10 protein-coding genes and 2 pseudogenes are annotated in these 14,928 nt (G+C 59.3%); 7 read left to right on the forward strand and 5 right to left on the reverse strand.

The annotated features are described in order from the left end of the window. Window positions 1-225: 225 nt before the first annotated feature. The 6 genes from ACP7E3_RS25685 to ACP7E3_RS25710 all read left to right on the forward strand — a co-directional run bounded on the left by ACP7E3_RS25685 (window position 226) and on the right by ACP7E3_RS25710 (window position 7,530). Complete coding sequence (locus ACP7E3_RS25685) at window positions 226-1,680, forward strand: aldehyde dehydrogenase family protein (RefSeq protein ID WP_426124805.1); 1,455 nt, start codon at window positions 226-228, stop codon at window positions 1,678-1,680. A 62-nt stretch (window positions 1,681-1,742) separates the two neighbouring features. Next, window positions 1,743-2,306: a cytochrome b gene (locus tag ACP7E3_RS25690; RefSeq protein ID WP_046384104.1), complete on the forward strand. Its 564-nt coding sequence runs from the start codon at window positions 1,743-1,745 to the stop codon at window positions 2,304-2,306. 175 nt (window positions 2,307-2,481) lie between these two features. Continuing rightward, window positions 2,482-3,417: a LysR family transcriptional regulator gene (locus tag ACP7E3_RS25695; RefSeq protein ID WP_017846943.1), complete on the forward strand. Its 936-nt coding sequence runs from the start codon at window positions 2,482-2,484 to the stop codon at window positions 3,415-3,417. A gap of 171 nt (window positions 3,418-3,588) precedes the next feature. Next, window positions 3,589-5,040 carry an FAD-dependent tricarballylate dehydrogenase TcuA gene (gene tcuA / locus ACP7E3_RS25700; protein ID WP_426124807.1) on the forward strand — a complete coding sequence of 484 codons (1,452 nt, stop codon included), beginning with the start codon at window positions 3,589-3,591 and terminating at the stop codon, window positions 5,038-5,040. After that, complete coding sequence (gene tcuB, locus ACP7E3_RS25705; protein ID WP_017846941.1) at window positions 5,027-6,184, forward strand: tricarballylate utilization 4Fe-4S protein TcuB; 1,158 nt, start codon at window positions 5,027-5,029, stop codon at window positions 6,182-6,184. The genes tcuA and tcuB overlap by 14 nt, the downstream gene beginning before the upstream one ends. A gap of 50 nt (window positions 6,185-6,234) precedes the next feature. Continuing rightward, window positions 6,235-7,530, forward strand: a complete 1,296-nt coding sequence (locus tag ACP7E3_RS25710; protein ID WP_108525711.1) for an MFS transporter — start codon at window positions 6,235-6,237, stop codon at window positions 7,528-7,530. A gap of 133 nt (window positions 7,531-7,663) precedes the next feature. On the opposite strand, the pseudogene ACP7E3_RS25715 reads toward ACP7E3_RS25710, so the two are convergent. Next, a pseudogene (locus ACP7E3_RS25715) lies at window positions 7,664-7,745 on the reverse strand (hypothetical protein); the annotation flags it as partial. A gap of 48 nt (window positions 7,746-7,793) precedes the next feature. Then, window positions 7,794-8,395 (reverse strand): annotated as a pseudogene (locus ACP7E3_RS25720) (transposase); the annotation flags it as partial. Window positions 8,396-8,458: 63 nt separating this feature from the next. On the opposite strand from ACP7E3_RS25720, the gene ACP7E3_RS25725 reads away from it, so the two are divergent. Further along, window positions 8,459-8,857, forward strand: coding sequence for a helix-turn-helix domain-containing protein (locus ACP7E3_RS25725; protein WP_046384107.1), 399 nt, complete (start codon window positions 8,459-8,461; stop codon window positions 8,855-8,857). A 56-nt stretch (window positions 8,858-8,913) separates the two neighbouring features. Here the strand turns inward: ACP7E3_RS25725 and ACP7E3_RS25730 are convergent, their stop codons facing one another. The 3 genes from ACP7E3_RS25730 to ACP7E3_RS25740 all read right to left on the reverse strand — a co-directional run bounded on the left by ACP7E3_RS25730 (window position 8,914) and on the right by ACP7E3_RS25740 (window position 14,725). After that, complete coding sequence (locus ACP7E3_RS25730; RefSeq protein ID WP_096480655.1) at window positions 8,914-9,165, reverse strand: DUF7660 family protein; 252 nt, start codon at window positions 9,163-9,165, stop codon at window positions 8,914-8,916. 394 nt (window positions 9,166-9,559) lie between these two features. Beyond that, window positions 9,560-9,874, reverse strand: a complete 315-nt coding sequence (locus ACP7E3_RS25735) for a DUF3630 family protein (RefSeq protein ID WP_256590976.1) — start codon at window positions 9,872-9,874, stop codon at window positions 9,560-9,562. Next, complete coding sequence (locus ACP7E3_RS25740; protein WP_426124826.1) at window positions 9,875-14,725, reverse strand: hemagglutinin repeat-containing protein; 4,851 nt, start codon at window positions 14,723-14,725, stop codon at window positions 9,875-9,877. Window positions 14,726-14,928 lie beyond the last annotated feature (203 nt).

Raw genomic sequence — 14,928 nt, forward strand, 5'->3', positions numbered from 1 at the left:
GCACATAGCGCAAAACCTGCACATTCCTTTGTGCACGCCTCAATTCCCGGGGCGGCGCGCTCACGGCAGCCGTCTCAAGTGCCAATTCGGGCTAACGGCAAGCGGCGCGCCATAGGGATGATCGGCATACCTGAATCCTTGCACTGCGCGGATGCCCCGCGAGGCACTGGCCTCCTTCAAGGCTTGAGCGGTTCACACCGGTCCTCCATCACTTAGGCCTCAAACATGACTGAATATTTGAATCACTTCATCGCCGGCACTGGCGTCGAAGCCTCCGACGGCCGGCGCATTGCCCTGGTCAACCCCGTGACAGAACAGGTGTACGGCAGCTGCGCACGCGGCACGGCCGAAGACGTGGATCGCGCCGTAGCCGCCGCGCAGCGCCAACTCGAACATGGCGCCTGGCACCAGCTCGATGGCGCCCAGCGCGGGCGGCTGCTGGTGAAACTGGCAGACCTGGTAGAGCGCGACACCGACGTGCTGGCCGACCTGGACGCCGACGCCATCGGCCGTTCGCCGCTCGAACCGCGCCGGCTGGACGTCCCCAACGCGGTCGCCAACCTGCGTGCCGCCGCCGGCTGGGCCAACCAGTTGGAGGGGCGCACCATTCCCACTGGCGGCTACTTCGGCACCAAGACGCTCTCGTACACAGTCCGCGAGCCGGTGGGCGTAGTCGGTGCGATCGTGCCCTGGAACTCGCCGCTGATGATCACCGTCTGGAAACTCGCGGCGTTGCTCGCCGCCGGCTGCACCGTGGTCATCAAGCCTTCGGAAGAAACGCCGCAGTCCGCCCTGCACCTGGCCGCGCTGGCTCAGGAAGCGGGTTTCCCCGATGGCGTGATCAACGTGGTCACCGGCTACGGCGCCGAGGTGGGCCGTGCGTTGTGCGAACACCCGCACGTCGCCAAGATCAGCTTCACCGGCAGCCCCGAAGCGGGACGCGAGATCCAGCGTACCGCCGGTGTGCTGTTCAAGCACGTAGCCTTGGAACTGGGCGGCAAGAGCCCGCAGATCGTCTTCGACGACGCGCCCTTTGACGACGCGCTGCGCGGTTGTGCCCTCGGGTTGTTCGCCAACCAGGGCCAGGTCTGTGCCGCCGGCTCGCGCATTTTGGTGCAGCGCGGCATTGCCGAGCGTTTCGCCGCAGCGCTGGCCGAGGCGGCGCGAGCGGTCAAGGTCGGCGATCCGCGCGAACCCGGCGTACAGATGGGCCCGGTGGCCAAGAAAGCGCAATTCGATCGCGTCAACCGCTACATCCAACTGGGCATCGAACAAGGTGCGTCTCTGCTGGCCGGTGGCGTTTCGACGCCTGAGCGCGGCTGGTTTGTCCGGCCGACGATCTTCGCCAACGCCAACAACGAGATGGCGATCGCCCGCGACGAAATCTTCGGCCCCGTCGGCACCGTGATCACGTTCGACAGCGAAGAAGAGGCTGTCGCACTGGCCAACGATTCCACCTACGGCCTGGCCGCCACGGTGTGGACCACCGACCTGGCGCGCGCGCATCGCGTGGCCGCGGCGGTGAAGGTCGGCGCCGTGGGTGTCAACTGCTGGAGCCCGCTGGATGCCAACCTGCCCTGGGGCGGTGTCAAGACCAGTGGCATCGGACGCGAGGGCGGTTTCGGCGGCGCGATGGCCTACACCGAGGAGAAGGTCATCACCGTGCTGCTGCCCACCTGAAAAAACCCGGGCCTGACCGCCCCGCCGCCGCTGAGGCCTTTGATACCCATGGAGAGACCACGATGAACCCGACTGACGAACAGAGCACCGATCGGTATCCGACGTCCCTGCGCATGTTGCACTGGCTGCGCGCCGCACTCGTCGCCGGCCTGCTCTGGGCCGGCTGGCATATGACCGGCATGCCTGACGAAGTGGCAAGCAAGTTCGAGCTCTATTACCCCTGGCACAAGTCCTTCGGGGTGCTGACGTTCCTGGTGGTGCTGGTTCAGATCGCCCTGCGGTTGCACAGCCCCAGGCTGCCACAGCCGCCGGGAACGCTGGCGAAGCATGAGCGGTTCGTGTCGAGACTGGCGCAACGCGTGATGTATGCGCTGCTCGTGATCGTGCCGCTGATGGGTTACTCGATGTCGAGCACCTACACGATGAGCGACGGGGTGTTCTTTTTCGGGATCAACCTGCCGGAGCTGCTGGCGAAAAATGACGACTGGTTCGTCGTCTTCCAGTGGCTGCACAAGGTACTTGCGTATACCTTGCTCGGGCTGATCCTGTTGCACATCGCCGGTGCGCTCAAGCACCGCTTCTACGACAAAGACCCTCGTAGCGACGTGCTGCGCCGCATGTTATGAATTGGCGCACGCCAACAACGCCGGCCAGCAGCGAACCCAACGCTGGAAGTTGACGGCCGACGCGTTACCTCTCAGGCTGACCACGCGCCGCCTCGCCCGCTCGGTGCGTGGTGGCTGACGTTCCCCGACCCACCGTTACACAGGCAGGTACTCATTTGAAGTGGAGCAGTAACGCTTGGAATTAAGACAACTGCGCTATTTCGTCAACATTGTCGAACACGGCAGCCTGGGCCGCGCAGCCCTTGAGCTGGACGTGGGCGTGTCGGCGCTGAGCCAGCAGATCGCCAAACTCGAAAGCGAACTCTCGACCCGCCTGCTGAACCGCACGACCACCGGCGTCACACCGACCCCGGCCGGCATGGCGTTCCTGCACCATGCGCAGTTGTGCTTGAGGCAAGCCGAGAATGCGATCCTGGCGGCACACCGTGGGCGGATGAGCGGGTATGTCACCGTGGGCTTGCCGCCCACCACGGCCACGGTGCTTGCCCTGCCCTTGATCAATGCGATGCGCGCGCGGTATCCGGATATTCAGTTGCACCTGATCGAGATGCTGTCCGGGCATCTGGCCACGCAACTCAATGCCCGGCAGATCGATCTGGCCATTTTGTTTCAACTTGAAGGGGGCAAGCGCTGGAGCGTGACGCCGCTGCTTGACGAGAAACTGTTTGTCATCTGCTCGCCGCACTTGCCGGATGCCCCGCAAGGAAGCTCTGTGCAAATGGCGGACCTGGGGCAACTGCCACTGGTGATGCCGAGTGCGCAACACGGTTTGCGCTCAACGCTGATGGCGGCGTTCGAGCGGTCGGGGTTGACGCCCAACATCATCATGGAGGTGGATGGCCTGGCCGTGTTGATGAACGCTGTACGCGCCGGCCACGCGGCCACCATCCAGCCCGGCGCGGCGGTGGCGCTCAAAGGCGAGTCGGGGCTTTCGGTGGTGGAAATCGCCGATGCTCATGTCGGCCGGCGAAACCTGTTGGCGACACTGCCGGATGATGAGCTGGCGCCCGCGGCACTCGCGGCGCGGCTGGTCATCACCGATGTGGCGCGGCAGCTGGTGATCGATCATCAATGGCCGGGCGCCTCGTGGATCGAAGACATCACGCCCTGATCTCCAGCCGCCCTCGCCCGCGCTTCAGGGCCAGCGGCAACCCGCAAAGCCTTTACGAAAACTAAACACCCCAACCGCTAACGCGCCTTTCGACCCAACGCTCGCTGCCCTAAGGTCTCGCCACTCGCGAGGAGCCCTTCGTTCACGCCTCCTCGCGATCGAGGAGTGATGATGATCGACGTATTAGTCATTGGCGGCGGCAATGCCGCCTTGTGCGCGGCGTTAATGGCCCGAGAGGCCGGCGCCAGCGTGATGTTGCTTGAAGGCGCGCCCAAAGCCTGGCGCGGCGGCAACTCGCAACACACCCGCAACCTGCGCTGCATGCACGACGCGCCCCAGGATGTATTGGTCGAGGCCTACCCCGAAGAGGAGTATTGGCAGGATCTGCTGAAAGTCACCGGCGGGATGACCAACGAGAAGCTCGCTCGTCTGGTCATCCGCGCCTCATCGAACTGCCGTGACTGGATGCGCGCCCATGGCGTGCATTTTCAGCCGTCGTTATCCGGCGCGCTGCATGTCGCGCGCACCAACGCGTTTTTCATGGGCGGCGGCAAGGCGTTGGTGAATGCGTATTACCGCAGCGCCGAGCGGTTGGGCGTGAACATCCGCTACAACGCGCAAGTGACCGACATCGAATTGAACGGGGGAACATTTGTCGCGGCCCACCTGAGCGCGCGCGATGCCGAAGGGCAACGTCTGCCCGCCGAACGGATCCAGGCCAGGACGTGCGTGCTGGCGGCGGGCGGGTTCGAATCCAACCGCGAATGGCTGCGTGAAGCGTGGGGGCAAAACGAGCGCGGCGAGTGGCCTTCGGACAACTTTCTGATTCGCGGCACGCGCTTCAATACCGGCGTACTGCTGCGGCGCATGCAGCAACTGGGCGCCGATTTTATCGGCGACCCGACCCAGGCGCACATGGTGGCCATCGACGCCCGCGCACCGTTGTATGACGGCGGCATCTGCACGCGTATCGATTGTGTATCGCTGGGCGTGGTGGTCAATCGCGACGGCGAGCGCTTCTATGACGAGGGCGAGGATTTCTGGCCCAAGCGCTATGCGATCTGGGGGCGCCTGGTCGCGGGGCAGCCCGGTCAACAGGCCTATTCGATCATCGACCAACAGGCCATCGGTCGGTTCATGCCGCCGGTGTTTCCGGGCACCAAAGCCAACTCACTGGAAGACCTGGCGCGCCAGCTGAAGCTCCCGGTGGCGCCATTTGTCAGCACCATCCAGGCCTACAACGCGGCCTGCCACGTCGGTACGTTCGACCACACCGCCCTGGACGATTGCCGCACCGAAGGTTTGACGCCCGCCAAAACCCATTGGGCCCGCCCATTGGTCAAGCCCCCCTTCTGCGCCTACCCGCTCAAGCCGGGCGTGACCTTCACCTATTTAGGCCTCGCCACCGACGCTACCGCCGCCGTTCGCTTCAATGGCCAGGCGAGCCCGAACCTGTTCGTCGCCGGAGAAATGATGGCTGGCAACGTATTGGGCAAGGGCTACACCGCCGGCATCGGCATGGCCATCGGCACCGCATTCGGTCGCATTGCCGGCGTGCAAGCCGCCGCCGCGGCCGGCTTCATCACCCGTTCATCCCAGGAGCCGCAACATGCAGCTGTTTGATCCCAAGGCGCCGGGCACGCTGATTCCCGTCCTCAACCTTGATGAAAGCGAAGTCCAGCGACAAATGACGGTCTGCAATGCCTGCCGTTATTGCGAGGGCTTCTGCGCGGTATTCCCGGCCATGACCCGACGCCTGGAATTTTCTCAGGCGGACATCCATTACCTGGCGAACCTTTGCCATAACTGCGGCGCGTGCCTGCATGCCTGCCAGTACGCCGCACCGCATGAATTTGCGATCAATGTGCCCAAGGCCATGGCCAAAGTCCGCCTCGACACGTATGCCGAGTACGCCTGGCCGCAGGCGATGGGCACGTTATACCGGCGCAACGGGCTGACCCTGGCGCTGGCATCCGGCGCGGGGCTGGCGCTGTTCCTCTGCCTGACGTTGATGATGATGGGCAATCTGTTCACGGCAATGCCCGGGGGGAATTTCTACGGGATCTTCCCGCATAACACCCTGGCCCTGATGTTCGGCGCAGTGTTTGGTTTCGCGGTGCTTGCGTTGGCGATCGGCGTGCGGCGCTTTTGGCGCAATGTCTCGCCGGTCGAGGCCTCCCGCGAGCAAACAACATCGGCGGCCCTGGAAGCGAGCGCCAATGTGGCCACGCTCAAGTACCTGGATGGTGGCCACGGCGAGGGCTGCAATAACGCCGATGATCGATTCACCTTGTGGCGGCGGCGCTTCCATCACTTCACCTTCTACGGCTTCATGCTGTGCTTCGCCGCCACCGGCGTGGCCACGCTCTACCATTTCCTGCTGGGCTGGTCGGCGCCCTACCCCGTCTTGAGCGTGCCGGTGATGCTCGGCATCGTCGGCGGGTTCGGGTTGCTGGTCGGCCCGGCGGGGCTCTTGTGGTTGAACCTGCGGCGCAACGCCGAACACGGCGATGAACAGCAGAAGCCCATGGATCGCGGCTTCATCGCACTGTTGTTTCTCGTCAGCGCCAGCGGCCTGGCACTCCTGGCGTTTCGCGAAAGCATGGCCCTGGGCCTGTTGCTGGCGATCCATCTCGGCCTGGTCATGGCTTTTTTCCTGACCATGCCCTACAGCAAATTCGCCCACGGCATCTTCCGCAGCGCCGCGCTGCTCAAATACTCCATCGAAAAACGTCAACCCAACCCCATCAACGCCGCAAGCGACTGATCGTCAAGACCGTCATTCCAAAAACAAGATTGATCACCACGGTAGCCATAATGAAAACAACAACACAAAACACCCCGTCCAAGGGTTCAAAACTGGGCGCCATCCTGCGGGTCACCAGCGGCAACTTTCTCGAACAGTTCGACTTCTTTCTGTTCGGGTTCTACGCGACCTACATCTCCCAGACGTTCTTTCCTGCCACCAGCGACTTCGCTTCGCTGATGATGACCTTCGCCGTATTCGGCTCCGGGTTCCTGATGCGTCCGCTGGGCGCTATCGTGCTGGGGGCGTACATCGACAAGGTGGGACGGCGCAAGGGCCTGATCGTAACGCTGTCGATCATGGCGGCCGGGACGGTATTGATTGCACTCGTGCCCGGCTACGCCAGCATCGGGGTGGCAGCACCGGTATTGGTGTTGATGGGACGACTGTTGCAGGGCTTCTCCGCCGGGGCGGAGATGGGGGGCGTTTCGGTGTACCTGGCTGAAATCGCCACGCCGGGCCGCTGCGGGTTCTATACCAGTTGGCAATCGGCCAGCCAACAAGTGGCGATCATTCTTGCGGCAGCGCTGGGTTACACGATCAACGCGTCCATGGCAGCCGCCGAGGTAGCTGCCTGGGGCTGGCGCATCCCGTTCTTTATCGGCTGCGTGATCATCCCGTTCATCTTCATCATTCGCCGTTCGTTGCAGGAAACCGAGGCGTTCAAAGCACGCAAGCATCACCCAACGGCCAATGAAGTGTTCCGCTCAATGCGCGACAACTGGCGCACGGTACTGGCTGGCGGTCTGTTGGCGTCGATGACCACCACCACGTTCTACCTGATCACCGTCTACACCCCGACTTTCGGCCGTTCGGTACTGAACCTGAGCACCACCGACAGCCTGGTGGTCACGCTCTTCGTCGGCCTGAGCAACTTCATTTGGTTGCCCATCGGCGGCACACTCTCCGACCGTATCGGCCGGCGCCCGTTATTGCTGGCGATCTCTTTGTTGTGCCTATGCACCGCTTACCCCGCCATGCATTGGCTGGCCGCCGCGGCCAGCTTCGAACGACTCCTCAGCGTGCTGCTGTACTTCTCGTTCTTCTTTGGCATTTACAACGGCGCAATGGTTGCCGCGCTGACTGAGGTGATGCCGCAGAACGTCAGGGTCGTCGGGTTCTCCCTGGCGTTCAGCTTGGCGACCGCAGTGTTTGGCGGCTTTACACCCGCCGTATCCACCCTTTTGGTGCAAGTAACCGGCGATAAGGCATCACCGGCCTACTGGCTGATGTTTGCGGCGTTGTGCGGGTTCACCGCGACGACGATCTTGTATCGCAAGCAAAACGCGGTGACGGTCAACGCCTGATAAGCGCGGTATCCCTGCAGGGCAGCCTCAGATTTTGAATTGCCCCAGCAAGCCTTGCAGGCGGCTGCCGATCGCATACAACTCGTCGACGGTCTGGACTGGTTGGCAACCGCGTCGATCGCGCGTGCGATCTGATGCACTCCGCGGTTGATCTCTTCAGCCACCGCGGTTTGCTCTTCCGCGGCACTTGCGATTTGCGCGTTCATTGCATTGATCGTGGCGATCAGTTCGACCGTAAAATAGGGCTCAGCTTCGAATGGCACTTACTTAACCGTCTTCGGGTGCCCATTTCTCCGCACCTCAGCCCTTGCCGATCGACGTGCTTGCATCAGCATGGGGTAAGGCTTGGATCTTCGTTTTAAAGCACGAGGCTCCATCCTGCCAGGCCGGTTTCCAACACGTTTGCAAGCAATCAACTCGAGCAGACTCAACAACTCATCGCCGTATTCGCCAGCCCCATACCGCCTCAACGCAAGGCACAGCTGAAGACATGCTTGAAGCTCAGTTCTCGCGGTAAACAATCCGCTAACAGAGCGGATTGGGCCATGATTATCCGAATCAGATTGTGCGCCAGCAGATAAATCCATAGCTCTTTGACGGCCATGCCAGGTGTCTTGCAGCTCAGCATTTCAAGTCTCAACGTTGTCTTGAGATTGCGTAGATCCAGCTCAACATGCCATCGGCCCTTATACAGCGATTCGAGAGCTGCTTTCGGTACTTGCTGCGGACAGCTCAAGGGCGTCACCAGGTTTTTTCCGCCGGTTTTCAGTTCAGGTACTGTCAGTGTCTCTGGCGCATCGTCGTAACAGCGCTGACTCATCCAGGAAGGCCGCTGCTTGGACTTTTTCAATTCTATAAATAAATCTGTCCCCTTTTCCACGGGAGTACGTTAATAGCTGTCCTATTACAGATCTCGTCGACGACAGCTATGAGCATCACCAGCGAAGAACGTGATTTTTTCATTACCCTGGGCGAACGCATTGCCCGCCTGCGCAAAGAACACGGCATCACCCAAACCCAACTGGCTGAACGGCTGGGCGTGTCTCCGCAGACTATCCAAGCCTATGAGTCCGGCAAGCGGCGTATCCAGGTAGCGGCGTTGCCAGAGCTGGCCCGGCTGCTTTCGACCACACTCGAAGAACTGTTTGGTCAGCAGCAGGAAACCACTGTGCGTAAGCGTGGCCCCGCTCCGAAATGGCAACAGCAACTGGAAGCCATCGACCAGCTACCTAAGAGCCAGCAGAAATTTGTGGCGCAGATGCTCGATGCCCTGATCGCTCAGGCCACGACTAAAGCGAGCAGCGAAGGAAGGGAGGTTTTGCAGTAAGCAGATAAAACAACACCGGCACGAGGCCGGTGTTGAGTGAAGTCTATGCAGAACAACTATTCATAAACTTTCGATGCACACAATATCTTTGCAAAAGTACTCCAGCTAGGACTAGTAACATCACTATCGCCAGAGTTTTTTGCATACATATCTATTGACCTAATCCAGGCTTCCATTGCAGCTAAAAACCTCTCTAAGTCCGGGTTTTCCCAGTCATCGGGATTAAGCACCAATCCCTCTCTGAACTCTCCAACAAAATCCGCAAGATCTTCTTTTGTCTGTATATCTCTAACTCGTTCAAAACTCATACGGCCCTCACTTACAAACGCCTCGAACACAGATAATCGAACCATTATTGGGCGTAGTCATTTTCTATCCTTCCTTGGCAACCTCTGCTGGCGTAGCCGGAACAACTTTGATTGGAATGCCCGCCTCAGACGCAGCAAGCAATCGTCTATTATCCGAGCTGTAAACCGCTCCATCCTTCTCAAATACCCGGATAGGAGGCAGGTCATCTGGAGAAATTTCCCCTGACTTCAGCCCGTCAATTGTTGACTGGAGAGTTTGGCCATCTTTGAAGGTATTCGAAACACTATCTTGCGTGAACCGGATATCTTTCGGGTTCGCATAACCAGTCAAGTTATCTGGTAAAGCAGATGGCAGCTTTTGGCCTGAGGCTCCTACTCCTTTTGCACCAAAGAATCAACTATTTGCTTTTAGACGAGCCTTCAGCTCCTCAATAAACTTATCACCACCATCACTTTGCGACTCCAAGGTAATCATTACAGGAAAATCTTCATACACAAGCCTTAGGCTCTCGTTATTTAAAGACACGCCCCAAACCCTAGTATCAACGGAGTCGCTTCTACTAACAATCTCTCCAAAAAACATATTTACAAATGCTTCAGCATAACTAGGAAACCCTTCCCAGCCCACCTCCGACGTTAAGTCCGCATACAATCTTCCAGAACGCATACTCCCAATAGAGAATGTTTTTTCATCAATAAGCATTGGCATTTAGAAAATATCCCCACCACCAGCTCGCGTAGAGCTTTCTATAATTTGCTCAAAAGTCTTCCCTTTCTTAACGAGATCGTCAAACGCAGGACCAATCTTATTTCCGTATCGCTCCATGTTTCTCGCATCAATAGTCTCTAGCATATCTGGCGGCGTATACTCTCTATATTTCAACTTCAGATCATTCCTAGCACTGTATGCATATTTTGCTATGTCTTCAGCGCTAGCGCCTCCAGCGCGCAAATTATCTACGGACGTTTGTAGATCGTAAACTTCTCGAACGTAATTTTGCCGGAGGGGTGGCAGATAGCCAAAATCTCCATCGGCTTTGGACACAGCATTATCCCAAGCTGGTGCCGTAGATGTCCCTTTTGCACCCTTAACTGGCGCTAAATCAATACTAGCAGCTGCACCATCATAAACTGCCCCAAACAATCCCGCACTGTTCAGGACAGCTTGGAGCCCGAACCCGAACCTTTCGGTTGTCGTCGCTACTTCACCGGTGATGGGATTTTTCCCACCTGAAGCCATGTAGGTCTGGCACGCAATCCCCGCGAGCCCCATACCACCGCATCCGGCAGCAAACGTTTCCTTCGAAAACTCGTCCAGATACGCTTTCTGTGCAGCTACCGTTGTTGCAACCTCTGCTTTATGAGTAATCGACTGTGCGTCGCTGGCGGGTTCCAGGGCCCACTCATCTCCCAAATCGGTTTTGACCGTTCTGTCAGATACGACACATACACCGTTACCCGAGAGCGCACAGCTGACCAGTTGCCCTGGCTGAGGTCTGGAGCCCGGATCGGTTCCTATGTCCCCTTCTACGGCTGGCATATCTTTGAGTACGGAGCTGTCTCTTGCCAACAGTTCCTTTATATTTTTCGATAGTTCGTCACAACGGGATGAGGACGTTCCCCCGCAGTTCCTTTTCTTATACTCGGCCTGCTCTTGCGCAAGTGTTATGCCCTCACTGCCCCTGAGCTGGTTATTTTCGACCGCATTTTTTGCTGCGATGCCTCCCGCCACTGCATCTGACGAGTTCCCTGCCACAATGCCTGCAGCGAGGCCTCCAGCAAGTGTCGATAGTGCGGAGACCTTTTGTTTTTCAGCTTCGCTCAGTTGATCGATGGGCTTGTTCGGGTACAGCTCGTAAGCGACCAGTTCACCGATACTCGCCCCCGTGGCTCCAGCAAGCGCAGAGTTTTGCTGGGATTTTGCAAGCACCGCGCCCAATACAGCATGAGCCATTATTCTGGCTTCAAGGTTATCGCCTGTGTTGTCCTTGATGATACCCGCCAGATACGGCGCCGAAGCCCCCACGACCGCCTGGGCGAGGTTGCCTCCAGCCAGCCCTTGAACCGCTGCCGTTACGGCTTGCGCAGCACGCTGAAGGTCACTTCCCGTACCGTAGGCAGCCATGGTGCTTTTATAGGCATCGGTGCCCTGCAACATGTCCACGTAGGCCTTGCGATCTTTGTAAGAGGCGTCTGGATTAGCCCCCGGCATGTTCTTCTGTTCATCTGTCAGGTGTGCTTGCGCGGCCTTCGCAGCTTCAATCGTTCCCTGGGTACGAATAATGTCCATGGACTGGTTAGCGATATCACCAATCAACTGCGCCTGGCGAAGCCGTTGCTGCTCCTTCTCCTTGTCGAAGATAGGGCTCAGTGCGTTATTGGCATGCTCAACGTCATGACTCAGCGTGTTGACGTCTTGTTGCTGCTTATCCTTGTCGCGAATAGTCAGCTGGCCATCAGATATGGCTGCGTAAGTCGTACTGCTTTCATGCCCGTCGTGGTTCGCACCCACCAGCAACATACTGCCCATATTGCCGAGGAACTGAGTACTGGCATCCCCGCCCGTCCCTCCACTCACGCTCTGGTGCTGGCTGCTGAAATCGGCTTTGTTGTCCAGTCCGGTCCAGCCCAGGCTCCCGGTCGTGAGTTTGTTTTTGTCGGCGCTCGCGGTGCTGCCGATTACGCTGGCATCCAGTTGGGTATGTTCGCCAACGCTTATTTGGTAGCCGTCCTTCCCAGCGAACAACCCGGTCTGCTCTTTCACGCTGTCAAAGTTAGACTTGAGCTTGTCTTGGCTGACGCTAAGCGACGCACTCCCGCTCATAGAGCCAAATGTGAAGCTGGCGCCTCCGCTGACGTTGGTTTGCTTGGAGTCGTAACGATCAGTGTCTTGCTGACTGCTCAGCGTCAGGTTGCGCCCTATGTCCGCGACGATCTGCTGGGCATTCGCCTGCGCTCCCACCAAGGTTGCATCCCGACCACTGTCGAGCGTGAGCTTGTTACCGGCATTGACGGTGGTTTCAGTCCATGTGGTGCCATTACCCTTTTCCTTGCCCGCCCCGGCGTTGCCGTTGGCGAAGATACTAAGACCCGCACCGCTGTCACTGACTCCCAGGCTTACGCCGATTGCACCGCCTGCACTCTTGTTAGAGCCGTCGAGGCTTTGCGTATTGGTGCCGGAGCGCAGATTGATGTCCTGTGCGGCAGACAACAGCAAGTCGGTGCCGGCCTGAAGTTTGCTGCCCTGTACCGTGATGTCGCCACCCGTAGCACCCGGCTGTCCATTCCCGGTAGCAACCAGGCTAAGGTTACCGCCTGCCGTCAGATTGCTGCCTTGGCTGACGCTTTGTTCCTGTATTTGCTTGGAGCTGGACTTCTGTCCTCCCAGCGAAATCGAGATACCGACGAACTCGCCTGCCTGCGCACCGGACTCAAGTGCCTGGGCGCCCTGATAAGCCTGATAGCCGGAAAGCCCGGCCTTGACCCCCTGTAATGCCGACAAACGCGTGTCGTTTTCATGAATGGCATCTTGAGCGGTTTGCACTGCCGTGTTGACCGCTTCCCCCACCACACCGGACAACGCCAACGTCAGACCGCTCTTCTTGCTCTCCTGAGAGGTACGCGTCGTACTGTCGTTGGCCGCGTCGAGAATATTGACGTTTTGTCCAACCAGCTTGATGTCCTTCCCTGCAACCACGTCCGACGCCTTGACGGTCAGGTCTTTACCGGCGGTGATATTCACATCGCCCATGACGCTGCCGACGGTGCTGCCTTTCTGGCTGGCGCTCTCCGTGCCCTGCTTGTAGGTATTCTGGGAGGAGCCCAAGGTGACGCCGATCCCCCCTGTGCTTAACAAGCCAGACTTTTTAGTCGACTGGCTGTGTTGTGCACTGAACGACTCCGCATCACTCTCTATGCGAACGCTGTTGCGAGCCTGAATGTTCGTTTCTTCAGTCGAGACTACGTTGCTGGCGGAAACCGCAATATCATGACCGGCCTGTACCAACGTCGTATCCCCACTCAGTGTCGAACCGGTCAACGACGTGCTGCTTTGTGAATCACTGCTCATCTTGCTGGTACTGGAAAGTCCAAACCCGCCGGATTTTGATTTGGCGGAAGCACTGGATTCACGGTTCTCTGCGCCAGTCAGATTGACGTCGTGACCCGCCAAAACCGCCAATGCGCCTTTGTCGCTGTTGATGGTTGATCCAGTGAGGTTGATGTCGTTGGCGGCGACAACCGTTGTTTTACCCTGCGCCTGAATTGAAGAGCCAACAGCCACATCATTTTCGCTCTCGCTCATCTTCGAGCTTTTCTTACCCCACGACCCCTTCTTCGTTTTCGAGTAATACGAGTAATCGCTGTCTTCAGCCGCCGCCAGGTTCAGGTCTTTACCGGCATACAAATACGCCTCATCCCCCGCCGTCACCCGGCTCGCCGTCAACGCCAGGTCCTGTCCGGCGCTCAGCGCCACGTCACCACCGGCTTTAACCGTGGTGGAGACCTGGCTCACATGGTCCTCTTTGCTCTTGACCTTCTTCGACGTAAACGAGGCATGGGACTCGTCTGCTGCCGACGACAGTGACAAATCGCCCACCGCCGACATCGTCACATCACGCTTGGCATCGATCTCACTCGCCACCGCGCTGATGTCCCGGCCCGCCTGTACCTTTAAATCACCGCCGGCATCCACGCGGCTGCCGTACTGGGTCGCGCTGCTGTTCTTGAACAGCCCGCTCACCGTATTGCTGTTGGTCCCTTCGGCAGAGATCAGGTTGACGTCGCGTCCGGCCTTGAGCGTGGTGTCGGCGCCGCTGCTCATCACGCCGCCCACGCTGTTTACGTCGCGGCCGGCTTGCAGGCTCAGGTTGTTCGCAGCTTCGATGCGCGCTGCACTGTCCACGGAGTCGGTGTGCTCGGTGCGGTAGCCGCTGCTGCTGTCGTGGCTGGTGACGCTGCGCTCGTTGAGGATGTCGCCTTGGGTGACGGTCAGGTTCACGTCGCGACCGGCGATGATGCCGCCGGCGGTGTTGACGATGGTGTTACCGGCCAGCAGATTGAGGCGGTTACCGGCCTGGATCAGGCCGCTGTTGGTCAGGTCGTTGCCGGCCTGGGCCGACAGGTTATTGCTAGCCCGCAAGGTGCCGACGTTGTCCAGGTTCTGGCCGGCGATCAGGTTGACGTCGTTACCGGCGATCAACGCGCCGTCCGGGGCCAGGCGGTTATTCGCCTGGGCCAGGTACACCACGGGTACCAGGACGTTTTCGCCGTTTACTTGCTCTTCTTCAAGCCAGACGATGTCGTGGGTCAGCGCCGCGACTTGGGCTGAGGTGAGGCTCACACCCACGCTCAGGCCGAGTTGCTGTTTGCTCCTGATGGCGTTGTCCATCAGGTACTTGAGCATGCCCGAGTCGGTGTTCTGGCCGTCGATGAAGCGTTGGCCGGTGCGGGCCACCACGGCTTGTTCGACCAGACGTTGCTCATAGAGGCCGTCGCCGAGGCGCTTGGCGCTGTCGTCAGGGTTGTAGCCGAGGCCGGAGAGTAGATAGTCCGAGCTCATGAACTGCTTGAGGTCGGTGAGCACCGGGTTGGTTTCGATCAGGTATTTCTGCGGCTGCGACACGGGCTGCGTGCCCGGCAGGCCCTGCACACGGGCAATGCTCTGGCTGGCCACCGGGGACGGTTTGTCGCCGGTGGTTGCGGCCGGGGCCACTGGGGTCACACCGGGAATCGACGGAGCGTTCACGACCACGGTGCTGCCGT

This window comes from Pseudomonas sp. PSPC2-3 (genome assembly GCF_049898265.1).
Lineage (GTDB): Bacteria > Pseudomonadota > Gammaproteobacteria > Pseudomonadales > Pseudomonadaceae > Aquipseudomonas > Aquipseudomonas veronii.